At 72.0% G+C, this 16,237-nt stretch carries 13 protein-coding genes; 4 read left to right on the forward strand and 9 right to left on the reverse strand.

All coding sequences use genetic code 11. The features are described from left to right. Positions 1-105 precede the first annotated feature (105 nt). Entirely contained in the window at positions 106-891 is a 786-nt protein-coding gene (locus tag ACFC51_RS15330; protein WP_376529012.1) for a GNAT family N-acetyltransferase, read from the reverse strand. 127 nt (positions 892-1,018) lie between these two features. Here ACFC51_RS15330 and ACFC51_RS15335 point away from each other — a divergent pair, with 127 nt between their 5' ends. Then, complete coding sequence (locus ACFC51_RS15335) at positions 1,019-1,771, forward strand: restriction endonuclease (protein ID WP_376370281.1); 753 nt, start codon at positions 1,019-1,021, stop codon at positions 1,769-1,771. 18 nt (positions 1,772-1,789) lie between these two features. Here ACFC51_RS15335 and ACFC51_RS15340 read toward each other — a convergent pair whose 3' ends face one another. Together ACFC51_RS15340 and ACFC51_RS15345 are read right to left on the reverse strand one after the other, a co-directional pair. Continuing rightward, on the reverse strand, positions 1,790-2,605 hold the full coding sequence (locus ACFC51_RS15340) for a TetR family transcriptional regulator (protein WP_376370280.1): 816 nt from the start codon (positions 2,603-2,605) through the stop codon (positions 1,790-1,792). Positions 2,606-2,744: 139 nt separating this feature from the next. After that, a complete protein-coding gene (locus ACFC51_RS15345) occupies positions 2,745-4,526 on the reverse strand; it encodes a 3-hydroxyacyl-CoA dehydrogenase family protein (RefSeq protein ID WP_376529015.1) in 1,782 nt (593 codons plus the stop codon). 347 nt (positions 4,527-4,873) lie between these two features. Here ACFC51_RS15345 and ACFC51_RS15350 point away from each other — a divergent pair, with 347 nt between their 5' ends. Then, positions 4,874-5,446, forward strand: a complete 573-nt coding sequence (locus ACFC51_RS15350; protein WP_376370276.1) for an adenylosuccinate lyase — start codon at positions 4,874-4,876, stop codon at positions 5,444-5,446. On the opposite strand, the gene ACFC51_RS15355 is transcribed toward ACFC51_RS15350, so the two are convergent. The 3 genes from ACFC51_RS15355 to ACFC51_RS15365 all read right to left on the reverse strand — a co-directional run bounded on the left by ACFC51_RS15355 (position 5,424) and on the right by ACFC51_RS15365 (position 8,767). Then, on the reverse strand, positions 5,424-5,996 hold the full coding sequence (locus ACFC51_RS15355; protein ID WP_376370274.1) for a GNAT family N-acetyltransferase: 573 nt from the start codon (positions 5,994-5,996) through the stop codon (positions 5,424-5,426). The genes ACFC51_RS15350 and ACFC51_RS15355 overlap by 23 nt on opposite strands. Before the next feature lie 37 nt (positions 5,997-6,033). Further along, positions 6,034-7,608, reverse strand: a complete 1,575-nt coding sequence (locus ACFC51_RS15360; protein WP_376529017.1) for an alpha/beta hydrolase — start codon at positions 7,606-7,608, stop codon at positions 6,034-6,036. 127 nt (positions 7,609-7,735) lie between these two features. After that, on the reverse strand, positions 7,736-8,767 hold the full coding sequence (locus ACFC51_RS15365; RefSeq protein WP_376529019.1) for an Rv2578c family radical SAM protein: 1,032 nt from the start codon (positions 8,765-8,767) through the stop codon (positions 7,736-7,738). 147 nt (positions 8,768-8,914) lie between these two features. Between ACFC51_RS15365 and ACFC51_RS15370 the strand changes: the two genes are divergently transcribed. Both ACFC51_RS15370 and ACFC51_RS15375 read left to right on the forward strand, forming a co-directional pair. Then, positions 8,915-9,358, forward strand: coding sequence for an SRPBCC family protein (locus ACFC51_RS15370; RefSeq protein ID WP_376529022.1), 444 nt, complete (start codon positions 8,915-8,917; stop codon positions 9,356-9,358). A 200-nt stretch (positions 9,359-9,558) separates the two neighbouring features. Next, on the forward strand, positions 9,559-12,027 hold the full coding sequence (locus ACFC51_RS15375; protein ID WP_376529024.1) for an MFS transporter: 2,469 nt from the start codon (positions 9,559-9,561) through the stop codon (positions 12,025-12,027). 125 nt (positions 12,028-12,152) lie between these two features. Here ACFC51_RS15375 and ACFC51_RS15380 read toward each other — a convergent pair whose 3' ends face one another. From ACFC51_RS15380 to ACFC51_RS15390, 3 genes are read right to left on the reverse strand one after another with little or no spacing between them, the layout of a single operon-like run. Continuing rightward, on the reverse strand, positions 12,153-13,226 hold the full coding sequence (locus tag ACFC51_RS15380; RefSeq protein ID WP_376529025.1) for an acyltransferase: 1,074 nt from the start codon (positions 13,224-13,226) through the stop codon (positions 12,153-12,155). Further along, a complete protein-coding gene (locus tag ACFC51_RS15385) occupies positions 13,226-15,493 on the reverse strand; it encodes a bifunctional polysaccharide deacetylase/glycosyltransferase family 2 protein (RefSeq protein WP_376529027.1) in 2,268 nt (755 codons plus the stop codon). Before ACFC51_RS15385 ends, ACFC51_RS15380 begins: the two co-directional genes overlap by 1 nt. Further along, entirely contained in the window at positions 15,493-15,957 is a 465-nt protein-coding gene (locus ACFC51_RS15390) for a hypothetical protein (protein ID WP_376529030.1), read from the reverse strand. The genes ACFC51_RS15385 and ACFC51_RS15390 overlap by 1 nt, the downstream gene beginning before the upstream one ends. Positions 15,958-16,237 lie beyond the last annotated feature (280 nt).

Below are 16,237 nucleotides of genomic sequence, written 5' to 3' on the forward strand. Positions count from 1 at the left end.
GTGGCAAGGCACCCAGTGCCAACAATTTCTCTCAGTTGTCATCTCGTAGGCACGCATGAGCAACATCATGGGCGGTATGTCGCGTTGGCCCCTCTTTTGTGACGGCTACGGCGCGGTGCGGTACACGTACGGCGTCGTCGTGCTCAGCGCCGTGAAGCCGAGCCGCCGCAGGATCGGGGCGGACTGATCCGTCGCGTCGACCTGGAGGAAGCGGTAGCCGCGCTCGGCGGCGAAGCGGGCGCGGTGGGCGATCAGCGCCCGGTAGATGCCCCTGCCGCGCCACCCGGGCGCCGTGCCGCCGCCCCAGAGGCTCGCGAAGCCGGTGCCGGGGTGGAGTTCCGTCCGGGCCGAGCTCACGGGCTCGCCGTCCGCGAGGACCACGACCGCGTGGAAGGTGTCGTCGGCCAGGCGGGCCAGGGCCTGGTGGCGCAGCCGTGAACCGTCGGTGCCGAAGGCCAGCTCGTGCGCCCGGACCATCAGCTCCACTCCCGCCGCGTCGGACACGGTACGGAGCTCCGTGCCGGCCGGGAGTTCCGCGGCGGAGGCCAGGCCGGCGGCCGGCGCGACGAACAGGGTTTCCGGCGGTTCCGCCGCGAAACCCGCCGCCAGGAGCCTCCCGCCCAGGTCGGCGGGCCGGTCGTGGGAGTACAGCTTCCACTCGAACTCCTCGTGCCCGAGGGCGGTGTAGTGCTCCACCTGCTCCGCGATCACCGCTTCGGCCCGTACGGCATCGAGGTCCGGAGCCGTCCAGACGACCCCGTTCCAGTCGTCGGCGGAGCCGACCTGGCGGACGACGCCGGATGCGCGCTCGACCCGTACGCCGGGACCTTCGGGGCGGGCGTGTTCGCGCATCTCGTGGTCGAAGAGGGCCAGCATCTCGTCAGATTCCATGCGCGCATCCGAGCACGGGCGCCACCGCCCCGACCACCGGGTTTCCCGCCGCAGGTGCGTCGACCCGGCCGGACGGGGCAGACGGAAGTGATCTTGACTTGGTCACAGGGACAGGGGTGGGTACACGATGGGCATACAGACGCGCAGAGGCGCCGGGCAGGGCCGCAGGCCCGCGTTCGACGTGCGGCGGACGGCGTTCGGGTTCGCGCTCGTCGCGGTCCTGGTCTGCGGCGTGGGACTCATGGTCCGCACGGCACTGGAGAGCGCCGGACGGCATCCGGCGGTCGCCGCCGTCTCGGCCGTCGGGCTGGTGGCCGCCGTCGTGGTGCTCCTGCGTGCGCGCCGTAGCCGCAGGGCGGCGGCCCGGGCGGCCGAGGCGGCCGTCGAGGCGGCGTACGAGGTCGTGGACGCCGCTCTGGAGGAGCTCCCGCAGCCGGCCGCCGTCCCTGACCCCGAGCCGCCGCGGCCCGTCGACTACGCGGCCATGGACCCGTACGAATTCGAGGAGGCCGTGGCCGCTCTCTGCCGGCGCGACGGCTGCGCGGACGCCGAGGTCGTCGGGGGCGCCGGCGACCTCGGCGCGGACGTGGTGGCCACGACCCCGGACGGGCGCCGCCTGGTCGTGCAGTGCAAGAGGTACACGAGCGACAACAAGGTCGGCTCCCAGGACCTCCAGCGCTTCGGCGGCACCTGCTACGCCGTCCACGGGGCCGAGGTGGCCCTCGTCGTCACCACCGGGGAGTTCACCGACCCGGCCCTCGAGTACGCCGACCGGTGCGGCATCCTCTGCGTCGGTCTCGACGAACTCACGGCGTGGAGCGAGGGCTCCGCACCACCGCCCTGGTACGCGGGCGCGGAGGTGCAGCCCGTCGAGGGATGAGAGCGGACCGGTCCGGGCTCAGGTCTCCTTGAGGGCCTGCTGGATCGTGCGCATGACCTCGTCGAGCGGTGCGTCCGTACGGGCCACCGCGACCAGCACCTCGCCCTCCTTGGACGCCGTGGCGGCGGGCGCCCTCCCGGCGTCGCCGCCCACGGTCCTGCCCGCCCCGATCCCCGTGCCGAAGGTCTCCCGCACGATCGCGAAGGCGTGGTCGAGCTGGGTCTCCACGTCGCCCTGGCCGTCGGCCCGCAGCCAGCGCCGCAGCACATGGTTGTGCGCGGTCACCACCGCGGACGCTGCCACCTCGGCCAGCAGCGGGTCGTCGTTGCCGACGTGGTGGTCGCGCTCGTCGAAGTGGCCCAGCAGATAGCGCGTGAAAAGCCGCTCGTAGCGGGCCACCGAGGCGATCTCCGCCTCGCGGAGCGTGGGCACCTCACGGGTCAGCTTGTAGCGCGCCACGGAGACTGCGGGCTTCGCCGCGTACATCTTCATGACCTCCTTGATGCCGCGGCACACGGTGTCGAGCGGGTGCTCGTGCGCGGGGGCGGCGTTGAGGACGGCCTCGGCCCTGACGAGGGTGTCGTCGTGGTCCGGGAAGATGGCCTCTTCCTTGGAGCGGAAGTGGCGGAAGAACGTGCGCCGGGCGACCCCGGCGGCCCCGGCGATCTCGTCGACCGTCGTCGCCTCGTACCCCTTCGTGGCGAAGAGTTCCATCGCCGCCGCGGCCAGTTCGCGGCGCATTTTGAGCCGTTGGGCGGCGGCCCGGGTGCTCGCGGCACTCTCCGGGGCGTCCGTCGCGGCGGAGGAACGAGGGGACTTGGCGGGTTGGGACATGAGGTGAACGTAACCCATCGGTGCAGGGGAGTGCGCCTGTGGGGGCAGGTCACCCGAGGGTCCGAGCAGCCCGCCCCACCGGGCCCCCCGCCCGGGGGGCCCGGCGGCGGGCGACGTGGCGTCGCCTGCCGCGGGCACCTCAGCGGCGGGCATATTCGCGGAAGCCGCGCCCCGTCTTGCGGCCGAGGCAGCCTGCGGCCACCAGGTGTTCGAGCAGCGGCGCCGGGGCGAGGCCCGGGTCGCGGAACTCGCTGTGGAGGACCTTCTCGATGGCCAGTGAGACGTCCAGGCCGACAACGTCCAGGAGCTCGAACGGCCCCATCGGGTAACCGCCGCCGAGCTTCATGGCCGCGTCGATGTCGTCGAGCGTCGCGTAGTGCTCCTCGACCATCTTGATCGCGTTGTTGAGGTAGGGGAACAGCAGCGCGTTCACGATGAATCCGGCCCGGTCGCCGCAGTCCACCGGGTGCTTGCGCACCTTGAGGCAGACCTCGCGGACCGTGGCGTGCACGTCGTCGGCGGTCAGCACCGTGCGGACCACCTCGACCAGCTTCATGGCGGGCGCCGGGTTGAAGAAGTGCATCCCGACGACGTCCTCGGGGCGCGAGGTCACCCGTGCGACCGCCACGACCGGGAGGGACGAGGTGGTGGTCGCGAGCACCGCGCCCGGCTTGCAGACCTTGTCCAGCGTCGCGAAGAGCTCCCGCTTGATCTCCAGGTCCTCGGCGACCGCCTCGACCGCCAGGTCGACGTCGGCGAAGGAGTCCAGCGTGCCGGCCGGAGTGATCCTGGCGAGCGTCTCGTCCCGGGCCTCCTCCGTGAGGCGCCCCTTGGAGACCGAACGGCCCAGGGACGTGGCGATCCGGGCCTTGGCCGTGTCGGCCTTCTCCTGGCTGCGTGCGGCGAGGACCACGGCGTAACCGGCCTTCGCGAAGACCTCCGCGATACCCGAGGCCATCGTCCCGGAACCGGCCACACCGACCGAGGAGACCTCGCGTCCGGTCGCCGCGCCCGCGCTCTCCGCGGGCGTCAGGGCGTCCGGCACCACGTCCTGGCCGCCGGGGGCGTCGTAGGTGTAGAAGCCGCGGCCCGCCTTGCGGCCGGTCAGCCCCGCCTCGCTGAGCTGCCCGAGCACCGGGGCCGGGGCGTGCAGCCGGTCGTGGGACGCCGCGTACATGGCCTCCAGGACCGTGCGCGCCGTGTCGATGCCGATCAGGTCGAGCAGGGCCAGGGGGCCCATCGGCAGGCCGCAGCCCAGCTTCATGGCGGCGTCGATGTCCTCGCGGGAGGCATAGTTCGCCTCGTACATCGCGGCGGCCTGGTTGAGGTAGCCGAACAGCAGACCGTCCGCGACGAACCCCGGACGGTCACCGACCGCGACCGGCTCCTTGCCCAGCTCACGGGCCAGCCGGGTCACGCTCTCCACGGCCGGCGGGGCGGTCAGCACGGAGGAGACCACCTCGACGAGCTTCATCGCGGGCGCCGGGTTGAAGAAGTGCAGACCGAGGACCCGCTCGGGGTGCTGCGACTCGGCGGCCAGCCGGGTCACGGACAGGGCGTTCGTGCCCGTCGCCAGGATCGCGCCGGGGGAGACGACCGCGTCCAGCTCGCGGAAGACCTGCTGCTTGATCTCGTAGGTCTCCGGCACGACCTCGATGACCAGCTCCGCGTCCGCGACGGCCTGGAGATCGGTGAACGTGCGGAACCGGGCGAGGATGTCGCGCCGCTCCTGCTCCGTGATGCGCTCGCGGCGCACGGAACGCGCGGTGGCGGCCTCAAGGGAGGCGACGGCCTGACGGGCGGCGGCTTCGCTGACGTCGATGCCGATGACCTCACGGCCGGCCCGGGCCAGGACCTCGGCGATGCCGGTTCCCATCGTGCCGAGACCGACGACGGCAATGGTGGTGAGCGGGGTGTCCATCACGGGACTCCAGGGTGAGTGACGACTGAAGAGGAGCACGACGGCGCGCGTGGCCGAGAACCCGGCCGGCGCTCAGCGCGCGGGAACTGCGTGTCGTGGTGCACGGTCCCGGGTGCGCACGGCACACCGGGGAGAAAGGTGACGGGCCCTGTCCCGGGCCGCGTCCGCAACTGCCGAACCGACAAGCACTCCGGGTGGCTGCGTCACCAGGCCACCGGAGCCGGCGGGGAGTGTGTCCCGCTCACTTGAGATTAACCGGCGAGTAACGAGCGCGCCAGCCCTGACGGTCTGTGCGCTGGCACACAGTTCGGCGAACACGGTGCGTGCGCACGGATAAACTCACCGTCATGGATGAGGAGTTCCGCTCGCTGACGGACCGGCTCGGGAGCGAGGCGGGTGAGCCGGAGGTCTTCCGCCGGCTCGTCGCCACCGAGGACGACGAAGAACTTGCCGAGGTGCTCGTCGCACGCGAACGCCCCCTGTGGGCCCGCGAGATCGCGGCGTTCCGGCTCGGCTGCCGGGGGGACCGCCGGGCCTTCGAGGCGCTGGTGCTCCTCCTCAACCACCGTGACCCCGAGCGCTGCGTCTCGGCCGCCCACGCCCTGCGGCTCCTCGGCGACCCCCGGACGCCCAAGGCCGCGGCCGCGCTCGCCACGAACAGCCTGCGGACGGCCTATGCCCTGCACCCGGTGCGGCTGCTCGCGGCCCTGCGCGCCCCCGAGTCCGTACCCGCCCTGGTCAGCACGCTGCACCGGCTGCTGGTCCCCGGCGAGCCGCACTGGCACGTCGCGCTCGCCTGCGTCGAAGGGCTGGGCACCCTGGGAGACGGCCGGGCACGTCCCGTCCTGGAGGCGGCCCTGCCGCACCCGCGCCTGGGCACGGCGGCGGCGGAGGCGCTCAGGCGGCTGCCGGCGGGGTGAGGGGGCGGATGTATCTGACCTCGGGCACCAGGGTTCCGGCGGCCTCGAACGCCTCCGCCGTGCCGTCCGGCCGGAAGCCCGCCTGTTCGTAGAAGCGGCGGGCGCGTTCGTTCTCCCTCAGTACCCGGAGCGCCATCCCGCCGAATCCCTCCGCCGAGGCGCGCGAGACCACTTCCGTGAGCAGAGAGCGCCCCACTCCGGTGCCGATCCGGTCGGGGTGTGCGTAGAGCGCGTACAGCTCCGCGCTCCCGGGGAGCGCGCCCTCGTCCCGGCAGGGGCCGTAGCAGGCCCAGCCGGTCAGCGTGGTGTCCGGTGTCTCGGCGACCAGGTTCACGGCAGGTCCGCCGGCGCTGAGGTACGCGCGCCGGCGTCCGGTGTCCTCGGCGACGTCCATCGCGTCCAGGTACTCCTGGGGGACCATCCCTGCGTACGCCGCCTGCCAGCCGCGCACCCGGATGTCCGCCACGGCGGCGCAGTCGTCGAGTGTCATGGCGCGTATACGCAGGCCGGGGGCGTACGCAGGGGTGGGGCGTGTCGTCACGCGGTCCATCCTGGCGTACGCCCCCGGCGGGAGGCATCGCGGTTTCTCAGCCGCGGAAGCCGAGCAGCCCGTGCAGCGTCTTGCCCTTCGTGTTCGTGCCCTCCTTGGTGGCCGTGGTCGCCTTCGGCTCCGGCAGGGCGGCGCAGACCGCGTCCGCCCCGCTGCCGGCGGCGGCCGGGAGCGTGCCGTCCGTCAGGTAGCGCACCAGGTGCTTGTCCAGGCAGTTGTTGCCGCTCAGCGTGATGCCGTGGTTGCCGCCGCCCTCCTCCACGACGAGGCCGGAGCCCTTGAGCCCGCGGCTCATGGTGACGCCGCCCTCGTACGGGGTGGCCGCGTCGTCGGTGGCCTGGAAGACGAGAGCGGGCGGGATGGCGTCGTTGGTGACCCGCACCGGTTCCAGGGGTTCCACCGGCCACGTGGCGCACGGTGCGTTGTACCAGGTGTTGTTCCACGTCATGAACGGCGCCTTCGCGTGCGCCTCCCAGGTGTCGTTGCGCCAGGTGCTCCAGGTGCGGGGCCAGCCGGCGTCACGGCACTGGACGGCCGTGTAGACGGAGTACCCGTTCTCCCCGCTCCTGTCCACGGCGGCGAAGTCCTCGTAGGCGGTGGCGAGCGCGTCCTCGTCGTCGTCGTTCACGTACGCCGCGAAGGTCTCGGCGAGGCGCGGCCAGTAGCCGTCGTAGTAGCCGCCCGGCATGAAGGTGTCCTCGAGCTCGCCCGGCCCGACCTTGCCGGCCGCGGGGTGCTTCTTCACCGCCTCGCGCATCCCGTACCACGCGGCTTCCACCTGCGCCGGGTCGGTGCCCAGTTCGTACGTGGCGTCGTTCTTCGCGACCCACGCGGCGAAGGCCTTGTGACGGGCGTCGAACGCGTGGTCCTGGGCGAGGTTGTCCTCGTACCAGACGCCGTCGGGGTCGACGACGGAATCGAGTACCAGGCGGCGCACGTGCTGCGGGAACAGCTTGGCGTAGACCGCGCCCAGGTAGGTCCCGTACGAGTATCCGAAGTAGTTGATCTGCTTCGCGCCGAGGGCCCGGCGGATGACGTCGAGGTCCTTCGCGGCGCTGACGGTGTCCATGTACGGCAGCAGGTCGCCGTGCTTCTCGCCGCACGCGGCGGCGAAGGAGGCGGCCCGGTTGCGCGCGGTCCTCTCCGCCTCGTAGGAGTCCGGCACGGTGTCGGGGCGCACCGGCTCGAAGTACTTCGGCAGGCAGTTCAGCGCGGGCCTGCTCTTCCCGACTCCGCGCGGGTCGAACCCGATCACGTCGTACTGGGCGGCGAGCTTCTTCGGCAGCGAGGCCGCCACGAAACCCGCCATGGAGAGCCCGCTGCCGCCGGGGCCGCCCGGATTGACCAGCAGGGGGCCCTGCGAGGTCTTCGCCGTGTGCGGGACCCGGGACAGGGCGAGGGTGACCGGCCTGCCCGACGGGTTGTCATGGTCGAGCGGCGCGGTGACCGTTGCGCACTGCAGCGTCGGGTAGGACTTCGTCCCGCAGCCGGTCCACTTGAGCGGCGCGGCGGCGGGGGTGGTGGAGGGTGCGGAAGCGGTGGAGGGCGCGGCGGTCACCAGACCCGCGACCGTGGCGCCGACGGCGACCAGAATTCCTGCACGTTTCGTCATGGGGCCTCCCGTGGTGGGGCAACGCGGCTGTGGGGGGCACAGCTCCCGCCGCATGCTTCCCGGATCCGGGAGCGGAAGGACACGCGAGGCCGAGAGTTGACCCGTTCGGGCCGGGCAACGGAGGCGGTCAGAGCAGGCTCAGCTGGGTGGGGCCCGGGTCGGGGACCTCGGGCGTCTCGCGTACGGTGCGCCGGGCGCCGCCCCGGTCGGCCGGGCCGATGCCGAACTCGGCCGCCAGCTCGTGCACCCGGCGGGTGATGCCCCGCTGATACCAGGTCGGCGCGTACGCACCGTCCGCGTACATCTCCTCGTACCGGTGCACCAGGTGCGGGTGGTGGTGTGCGAGCCACCGCATGAACCACTCACGGGCGCCCGGCCGCAGATGGAGGACGAGCGGGGTCACCGACGTCGCTCCGGCGTCGGCGATCGCGCGGACCGTGGCGCGCAGCTGGTCGGGGTGGTCGCCGAGGAAGGGGATGACGGGGGCCATCAGCACCCCGCAGCCGATCCCGTTGTCCGCCATGGCCCGGACGACGCCGAGGCGGCGTTCGGGGGAGGGGGTGCCCGGTTCGACCGTGCGCCACAGCTCGGGATCGGTGAAGCCGACGGAGACGGAGACACCGACCTCGGTGACCTCTGCGGCCTGCCGCAGCAGATCGAGGTCGCGGAGGATGAGGGTGCCCTTGGTGAGGATGGAGAACGGGTTCGCGTGGTCGCGCAGGGCGGCGATGATGCCGGGCATCAGCCGGTAGCGGCCCTCGGCGCGCTGGTAGCAGTCGACGTTCGTGCCCATCGCGATGTGCTGGCCCTGCCACTGGCGGGAGGCCAGGTGGCGGCCGAGCAGTTCGGCGGCGTTGACCTTGACGACGATCTGGGAGTCGAACCCGAGGCCGGTGTCCAGGTCCAGATAGCTGTGGGTCCTGCGGGCGAAGCAGTACACGCAGGCATGGGTGCAGCCCCGGTACGGGTTCACGGTCCATTCGAACGGCATGCGCGAGGCGCCGGGCACCCTGTTCACGATCGAGCGGGCCCGGATCTCGTGGAAGGTGATGCCCCGGAATTCCGGTGTGTCGAAGGTGCGCGTCGTCACCGCGTCCGCGGCGAAGAGCGCTCCGTCACCCGCATTTGCGGTGTTCTCTGCCAGATTGTCCCAGCGCATGGACGCCTCCTCGGTAGTACTGCGCCGAGAATAGAACATACGTTCCCTTGATCGTGCGCGACGGAACGCCGGACCCGATTTTGAGGGGCCGTGCCCGAGGTGGTTGGGTCAGCAGCACCCCGAACATCGAGTGCTGGAGGAGCAGGCATGGCGCAGGTCGAGGCCACGACAGAGCGGATCATCGCGGCGGACGCAGAGACGGTGTTCGATGCGCTGGCCGACTACAAGGAGGTCCGGGGCAAGGTGCTGACCGGGCACTTCAGCGAGTACGAGGTGCTCGAGGGCGGGGACGGCGAAGGGACCCTCGTCCACTGGAAGCTCCAGGCCACGAGCAAGCGCGTCCGCGACTGCCTGCTCGAGGTCACGGAGCCCACCGACGGGCAGCTGGTCGAGAAGGACCGCAACTCCACGATGGTCACCACCTGGACCGTCACCCCGGCCGGCGAGGGCCGGTCGAAGGCCGTCGTCACCACCGTCTGGAAGGGCGCGGGCGGCATCGGCGGGTTCTTCGAGAAGACCTTCGCGCCCAAGGGCCTCGGCCGGATCTACGACGAGCTGCTGCAGAACCTCGCCACCGAGGTCGAGAAGTAGCCCTGCTCCTCCCGCTGTTGGCGTCACGGCCGGCCTCACCGGAACGGGTGGTTTTCCGGGGCGGCCGGTTGTGCGCCGAAGTGCCTCCCACCGGCGCATAAGCCCTCTGAGTGCGCCGTGCGCGCGCCCGGTCGCGTTTGCCCTGCCTTGCCACCTGATGCGAGAAATGGGCGGCGCAGCTGCGACGAGGGGAGCGTCACGTGGTGGGTGGGATCACTCTGGTGGAGGACGGGCCGGGAGGCGCGGAGTACGGGCCGCCCGGGACCTGGGCGGAGCCCGGCACCGCCGTCGAGCCCCGACCACCGGCTCCGCCGTCCGACGCCGGAGCGCCCCCGCCGCCCGACGGCATCAGCCCCCGCAGGGTCCGGCTGGTCTTCCTCGGGCTGATGCTCACCCTGCTGCTCGCGGCCCTCGACCAGATGATCGTGGCCACGGCGCTGCCGAAGATCGTCGGCGAGCTCCACGGCCTGGACAAGATGTCCTGGGCGGTCACCGCCTACCTCCTCGCCTCGACGATCGGTCTGCCGATCTACGGGAAGCTCGGCGACCTCTTCGGCCGCAAGGGCGTCTTCCAGTTCGCGATCGTCGTCTTCGTCATCGGTTCCGCCCTCGCCGGCTGGTCGCGCACCATGGACGAACTCATCGCCTTCCGGGCCGTCCAGGGCATCGGCGGCGGCGGACTCATGATCGGTGTGCAGGCGATCATCGCCGACATCGTCCCGTCCCGGGAACGTGGCCGCTACATGGGGCTCATCGGGGCGGTCTTCGGCCTCGCCTCCGTCGCGGGCCCGCTCCTCGGCGGCTTCTTCACCGACCACGCCTCCTGGCGCTGGTGCTTCTACATCAACGTGCCGTTCGGCGTCGTCACCCTCGCCGTCATCGCGCTCGTGCTGAAACTGCCCAAGCCGGCCGTACGCCCCCGCCTCGACGTCCTGGGCGCGCTGCTGCTGGCCGTCGCGTCGACCTGCCTCGTGCTGCTCACCAGCTGGGGCGGGACGGAGTACGCGTGGGGCTCGCGGACCATCGTCGGACTCGCCACGGGCGCCGCAGGAACGGCCCTGCTCTTCCTCGTCGTCGAGCACCGGGCAGCCGAACCGGTCATCCCGCTCAGGCTCTTCCGCGACTCGGTCTTCAACGTCACCTCGCTGGTGGGCGCGGTCGTCGGGGTCGCCCTCTTCGGAGCCGCCAGCTACCTGCCGACCTATCTCCAGATGGTCGAGGGCGTGTCCGCCACCGAGTCCGGGCTGCTGATGCTGCCCATGATGGGCGGCATCGTCATCGCCTCCGTCGTCTCCGGGCAGCTCGTCTCGCGCACCGGCCGCTACCGCGTCTATCCGATCCTCGGGGCGGCCGTCTCCGTCGTCGGCATGTGGCTCCTCTCGCTCCTGGACACCGGCACCTCCGCGCTGGAGTACGGCCTCTGGCAGGCCGTCCTGGGCATCGGGATCGGCCTCGTCATGTCCATCCTGGTGCTGGCCGTGCAGAACTCCGTACGCCCCTCCGACCTCGGCACGGCCACCAGCGCCCACAACTACTTCCGGCAGATCGGCGGCAGCGTCGGTGCCGCGATCTTCGGCACGCTGTTCGCGGGACGGCTCTCCGACGCGCTCGGTGTGCGCCTCCCCTCCGGGGCGGACCTGCCCGACGCGGAGTCGATCACGCCCCAGCTGGTCCACACCCTGGAACCGGCGCTGCGCGACGCCTACATCCAGGCGTACGCCGACGCGATGCCGCGGATCTTCCTCTACCTCGTGCCGGTGCTTCTGCTCGGCCTGTTCCTCACCTTCTTCCTCAAGGAGAAACCGCTGGTGTCCCACCCCACCTCCCCCACGGCTGCCGATCCGTCCACGACGCAGTCCACGATCCCGGCCGCCCGTACCGTCCCGGGTCCGCCGGAGCCCGGCCCCCTCTCCGGTGTGCCCGTGCGGGGATGTGTCCAGCACCCCGACGGCACGACCGTGGGAAGGGCCGCCCTCACGCTCATCGACGGCCAGGGGCGGCAGGTCGGACGCGGTGCGAGCGGTGACGACGGGCGGTACGCGCTGAGCGCACCCGCCGCCGGCGCCTATGTGCTGATCGCCGCCGCGGGCGGGCACCAGCCGCAGGCCGTCAGCGTCACGGTCGGAGAGAGGCCGGTGGAGCTCGACGTGGTCCTGGGCGGGGCGGGACGGCTCGCCGGGGCGGTCCTCACACCGGACGGCGCCCCCGTCCGGGACGCGGCGGTCACCCTCACCGACGTGCGTGGCGAGGTCGTCGCGACCACCCGCACAGGGCGCGAAGGCGCCTATGTGATCAGCGAGCTGGTGGCCGGGGAGTACACCCTGGCGGCCAGCGCCCAGGCCTTCCGTCCCGCGGCGCTCCCGGTGAGTGTGCAGGCGGCCCGCGAGACCCGGCAGGACATCGAGCTGGCAGGCGGGGCCGTGCTGCGCGGCATCGTCCGCGCCCCCGGCGGGCGGGCCGTCGAGGACGCCAGGGTGACGCTCCTGGACGCGGCGGGCAACGTGGTCGGCACCCTCACGACGGGCCCGGACGGGGCGTTCCGGTTCGTGGACCTGTCGACCGGCGAGTACACCGTCATCGCCGCCGGCTACCCGCCGGTCGCCACCGTGCTCCAGCTCCCCGGCGGGGGGCGGACCGAGCGCGACCTCCAGCTGGGGCACGAGGACTGAGGGACGCCAGGACCGGTGGGGCGTACGGCAGCTCCCGTACGCCCCACCGGATTCGGGTGCAGGGCAGCTCCCGTACGCCTCACCGGACTCGGGCGTTCGACAACTCCCGGACACCCCGACGGGCTTCACGGCAGCAGTCGGGGTCTCCGTCGCGCCGCCACGTCCTCGACCCAGCCCACGGACAGCACGGCCACCGCTATCAGCACCCACGCCACACCGAACTGCCACCACAGGCTGTCCAGCGGCAGACGGCGCTCCAGTGCCGGTACCTCCCACATCAGGTCGATCAGCGGCACCGCGGCCATCAGGGCCACTTCGTGCCAGAGATAGACCGTGACCGCACGGGCGTTGAACACCGTGACGGCCCGGTCCGCCACCGGATGGCGTACGAGTCCGTCGAAGCGCGGCCGGAAACGCAGGAGGAGCAGCACGAACCCTGCCGACCACAGCGCCTGGGCGAGCGGGATGTCGTCGAGGTCGGACGAACCGTCCACCGGGTGGCCCGCCGCCCACCAGGCACCGGCCGCCATCAGCGGCACCGCGACGGTCATCGCTCCCGAGCCGCGCAGCCGGTCCAGCACCCCGTCGCGGTGCGCGAATCCCAGCAGCCAGCAGAACAGGAACACCGAGGCGTCGCTGACGGCGCTCCCCAGCAGGCCGTCCGGCACGCCGGAGACCGTCTCCAGCACGACGACGGGGACGAGCGACACGGCGAGTACGGGGAGGGGAGCGAGCCGAAAGGCTCGCAGCAGCAGGGGCGAGAGCAGGACGAACCACAGGTAGGCGCGCAGATACCAGAGCACCGCCCATGCCTGCTCCCCCCACGCGTCGCCCGGCGGGTCACCGACCGGCAGCACCCACAGCAGGACGTCCGGCCCGGGCACCCAGCCGTGCAGGACCATCGCGGCCCCGAGCACGAGGCCGAACAGCCACACGGGGATGAGGAGCCGCCGCAGCCTGCTGCGGAGCACCCCGGCGGCCGGCCGCTCCAGCGAGCGGGCCATGAGCGAGCCGGCGAGCGCGAACATCACGCCCATGGACGGGAAGACGTAGCCCAGCCAGGGCCACTCGAAGGTGTGGTAGGCCACCACCCGGACGAGCGCCACGGCTCGCAGCACGTCGAAGGACCGGTCGCGTCCGGTGGCCGCGGTCACCGCGGACGACGGTGCGGGCGCCGTCCTGCGGTGCGCGCCCGCCACTACGACGCCCCCACGTGGGGCGTGCCCACCTCGCCGGTGCGCTTCAGCTTCTGCCAGCGCAGCCGGCCGCCGGTGGCCGCCGTGACGCAGGAGTGGATCAGCACGAGGTACATCAACTGCCGGTAGGCCAGCTGCTGCAGGGGCAGCATCAGCAGATACCTGTACTTCTCCCGGTCGAGCCGGAAGGCGTACGCCGCGCAGAACAGCTGCACGGCCAGGACCGCCAGCCAGGCGAGCAGCGACGCGCGGAAGTCCACGAAGACCATCGCGTAGACGGTGAAGACGTCGATGAGCGGCGCGAAGACCGGTGTGACGATCTGGAAGAGGACGACCAGCGGCATGCCGACCCGGCCGAACCGCCCTGACGGACCACGGTCGGTGACGGACCGCCGGTGCTTCCAGAGCGCCTGCATCGTGCCGTAGCTCCAGCGGTAGCGCTGACGCCACAACTGCCCGAGCGAGGCCGGTGCCTCGGTCCAGGCGCGGGCGTGTTCGGCGTAGACGACCCGCCACCCCGCGCGGTGGAGCGCGATGGTGATGTCGGTGTCCTCGGCCAGGGTGTCCTCGCTCATCCCGCCGACTTCCAGGACCGCCCGGCGGCGGAAGGCCCCGATGGCGCCGGGGATGGTGGGCATGCAGCGCAGGAGGTCGTACATCCTGCGGTCGAGGTTGAAGCCCATCACGTACTCGATGTGCTGCCAGGCGCCGATCATCGTGGACCGGTTGCCGACCTTGGCGTTCCCCGCGACGGCGCCGATGCCGGGATCGGCGAACGGCTGGACGAGCTGGTGGACCGCGTCCGGCTCGAAGACGGTGTCGCCGTCCATCATCACGACGATGTCGTGACGTGCCTGCCGCACCCCGTTGTTGAGGGCCGCCGACTTGCCGGCGTTCTCCTGCCGGATCACCCGGACATCGGGCAGCCCCAGCGCCTCGGCGATCTCCGCGGTGCCGTCCGCCGAGCCGTCGTCGACGACCAGGATCTCGATCGGATGGGTGCTCGCGGCCAGGGAGTTGAGCGTGCCGGCGATGCACTCCTTCTCGTTGTACACAGGGACGATCACGCTGACCGGACGGGTCACCTCCGGCCCCCAGGTGAATCTGCGCCGGTTGCGCTGCCCGTGGTGGCGCCGGGCGAGCAGGAGCATCATGCCGAAGCGGGCCAGGACCGCCACCCCCACCACGGCGAGTACGGCGGCCAGACCCGGCACGCTCCACTCCGCGACGGCCACCGCCGCGAGCAGGGCGCGGCCCTCCCAGACGTCGGCGGTTCCCGCCCGGCGGTGGGCCGCCTGCTCGCTGTTGCCCTCAGGGGCGCCGGCCTGTGCGGGGCCGGGCTGCACGGTGGCGTCCGCCGCGGTCCCGCCCGCCCGGGAGCCGTCCGTCCCGGCGCCGGCCTGCTGCTGCGCGCCGCTCACCGTGGTGAAGGTGTAGCCCTTCGCCTTCATCTTCGCGATGTACTGCGGCAGCGCGGCCAGCGTCTCGGAGCGGTCGCCGCCCGCGTCGTGGAAGAGCACCGAGGCACCGTCGCCGTCCTTCGGCGTCGCCCACGTGACGATCTTCGAAACACCCGGCTGCTGCCAGTCCTCACTGTCGGTGTCGATGAACACGCTGGTGTAGCCCATCGCCCCGAGGCGTTCGTAGACCGGCCAGCTGTAGTCGTCGATCGCGTCGGTCCGCGAGGAGTACGGAGCGCGGAACAGCGTCGTCGTGATGCCCGCGGCGCCCGCGAGGGCGAGCTGCGTCTGCGCGATCTCCCGCTTGACGCGGGCCTCGCTCTGGTAGGAGAGGTCGACGTGGGTGAAGGTGTGGACCCCGACCTCGTTCCCCTCGTCGACCATCCTGCGGACGACGTCCGGATAGCGGGTGATCATCGAGCCGACGAGGAAGAAGGTGCCCGGCACGTCGTTCTCGTCCAGGATGTCCATGACTTTCCCGGTCCACTCGGGATCGGGCCCGTCGTCGAAGGTCAGCACGATGGTCTTGTCCGGCACCGACTGCGTACGGGCGGTGCCGCCGGCGAAGCTCAGAATGGGCCCGCCCTCCAGCACGTCGTCGGGCACCGTGTCCGCCGAGGCGTCGGAGCGCACCCGCTGGTCGTCGCCGACCTCGGCGCGCAGGTAGCCGTCCAGCAGCATCGTGCAGACGAGCCCCAGCAACAGCACCAGGGCCATGATGACCCGGGGCCGGGGGACGGCCTGGCGGCCCACGCGGCCCACGCGGCCGATCCTGCCGGGCGTGGCGTGCCTGCGGCGCGAGGCGGCCATCAGTTCGCCTCGCCCGAAGCCGAAGCCGAAGCCGAAGCCGAAGCCGAAGCCGAAGCCGAAGCCGAAGCCGAAGCCGAAGCCGAAGCCGAAGCCTGCCCCGACGGTGTCGCCTGCCCCGGCGCCGGAGCGCCGCTCGGGGGCGCGGCGCCGCCCGGCGGCAGACCGTAACCGGGCCGCGTCCCGCCACCCGGTCCGGCCTCCGCAGCCGGGCCGCCGTCGAAGGGGAGGAGCTGGGAGGGAGTCAGGGAGATGCCGCCCATGAAGGCGAGCCCCAGCACGGCCGCGTAGCCGACGCAGACGGTGCCCAGCAGCATGCCCGCGTGGCGCAGGAGCCTGGCCCGGCGCCCGGAGCTGTCGACGAAGACGGGCCCCTCCTGCGCCCGGCGGCGCGCGGCCGGGCCGGCGTGTGCCCGGCGGCGGCCGCGGTGCGCCGGGTCCTTCTCGATGACGGGGTCGGATTGCATGTGCGCATGGTGGCGAAGGTTGATGTGCGAAGTCTGGAGCTTTCCTGGCCACACGCTGTGAAACCGGCTCCGAACTGTCGGAGTGCTGAGAGGGCGGCGGGTGCGTGACTCCTGCCCCGTCTCCCTCGAACCCCTGTCAGCAAGCGAGTTGATGGTCTGTTCGGGGTTCCGGCGGGCTGTTCCCATGAGTTGTCTGTGTCTTCGGGAGGTGCCCTGATGTGAGAGGTTCGTGGTGTCCAGGCAGCACCGGCTGCCGTTCCGGACGGCCTTCCGAGAGCAG

Origin of the sequence: Streptomyces sp. NPDC055962 (assembly GCF_042270185.1) — a bacterium.
GTDB lineage: Bacteria > Actinomycetota > Actinomycetes > Streptomycetales > Streptomycetaceae > Streptomyces.

Bases quoted from the DNA above. Each gene is read 5' to 3' on its own strand.
- ACFC51_RS15350 (WP_376370276.1), top strand. From the start codon at position 4,874: ATGGATGAGGAGTTCCGCTCGCTGACGGACCGGCTCGGGAGCGAGGCG.
- ACFC51_RS15385 (WP_376529027.1), bottom strand. From the start codon at position 15,493: ATGGCCGCCTCGCGCCGCAGGCACGCCACGCCCGGCAGGATCGGCCGC.
- ACFC51_RS15390 (WP_376529030.1), bottom strand. From the start codon at position 15,957: ATGCAATCCGACCCCGTCATCGAGAAGGACCCGGCGCACCGCGGCCGC.
- ACFC51_RS15335 (WP_376370281.1), top strand. From the start codon at position 1,019: ATGGGCATACAGACGCGCAGAGGCGCCGGGCAGGGCCGCAGGCCCGCG.
- ACFC51_RS15330 (WP_376529012.1), bottom strand. From the start codon at position 891: ATGGAATCTGACGAGATGCTGGCCCTCTTCGACCACGAGATGCGCGAA.
- ACFC51_RS15345 (WP_376529015.1), bottom strand. From the start codon at position 4,526: ATGGACACCCCGCTCACCACCATTGCCGTCGTCGGTCTCGGCACGATG.
- ACFC51_RS15365 (WP_376529019.1), bottom strand. From the start codon at position 8,767: ATGCGCTGGGACAATCTGGCAGAGAACACCGCAAATGCGGGTGACGGA.
- ACFC51_RS15340 (WP_376370280.1), bottom strand. From the start codon at position 2,605: ATGTCCCAACCCGCCAAGTCCCCTCGTTCCTCCGCCGCGACGGACGCC.
- ACFC51_RS15370 (WP_376529022.1), top strand. From the start codon at position 8,915: ATGGCGCAGGTCGAGGCCACGACAGAGCGGATCATCGCGGCGGACGCA.
- ACFC51_RS15355 (WP_376370274.1), bottom strand. From the start codon at position 5,996: ATGGACCGCGTGACGACACGCCCCACCCCTGCGTACGCCCCCGGCCTG.
- ACFC51_RS15360 (WP_376529017.1), bottom strand. From the start codon at position 7,608: ATGACGAAACGTGCAGGAATTCTGGTCGCCGTCGGCGCCACGGTCGCG.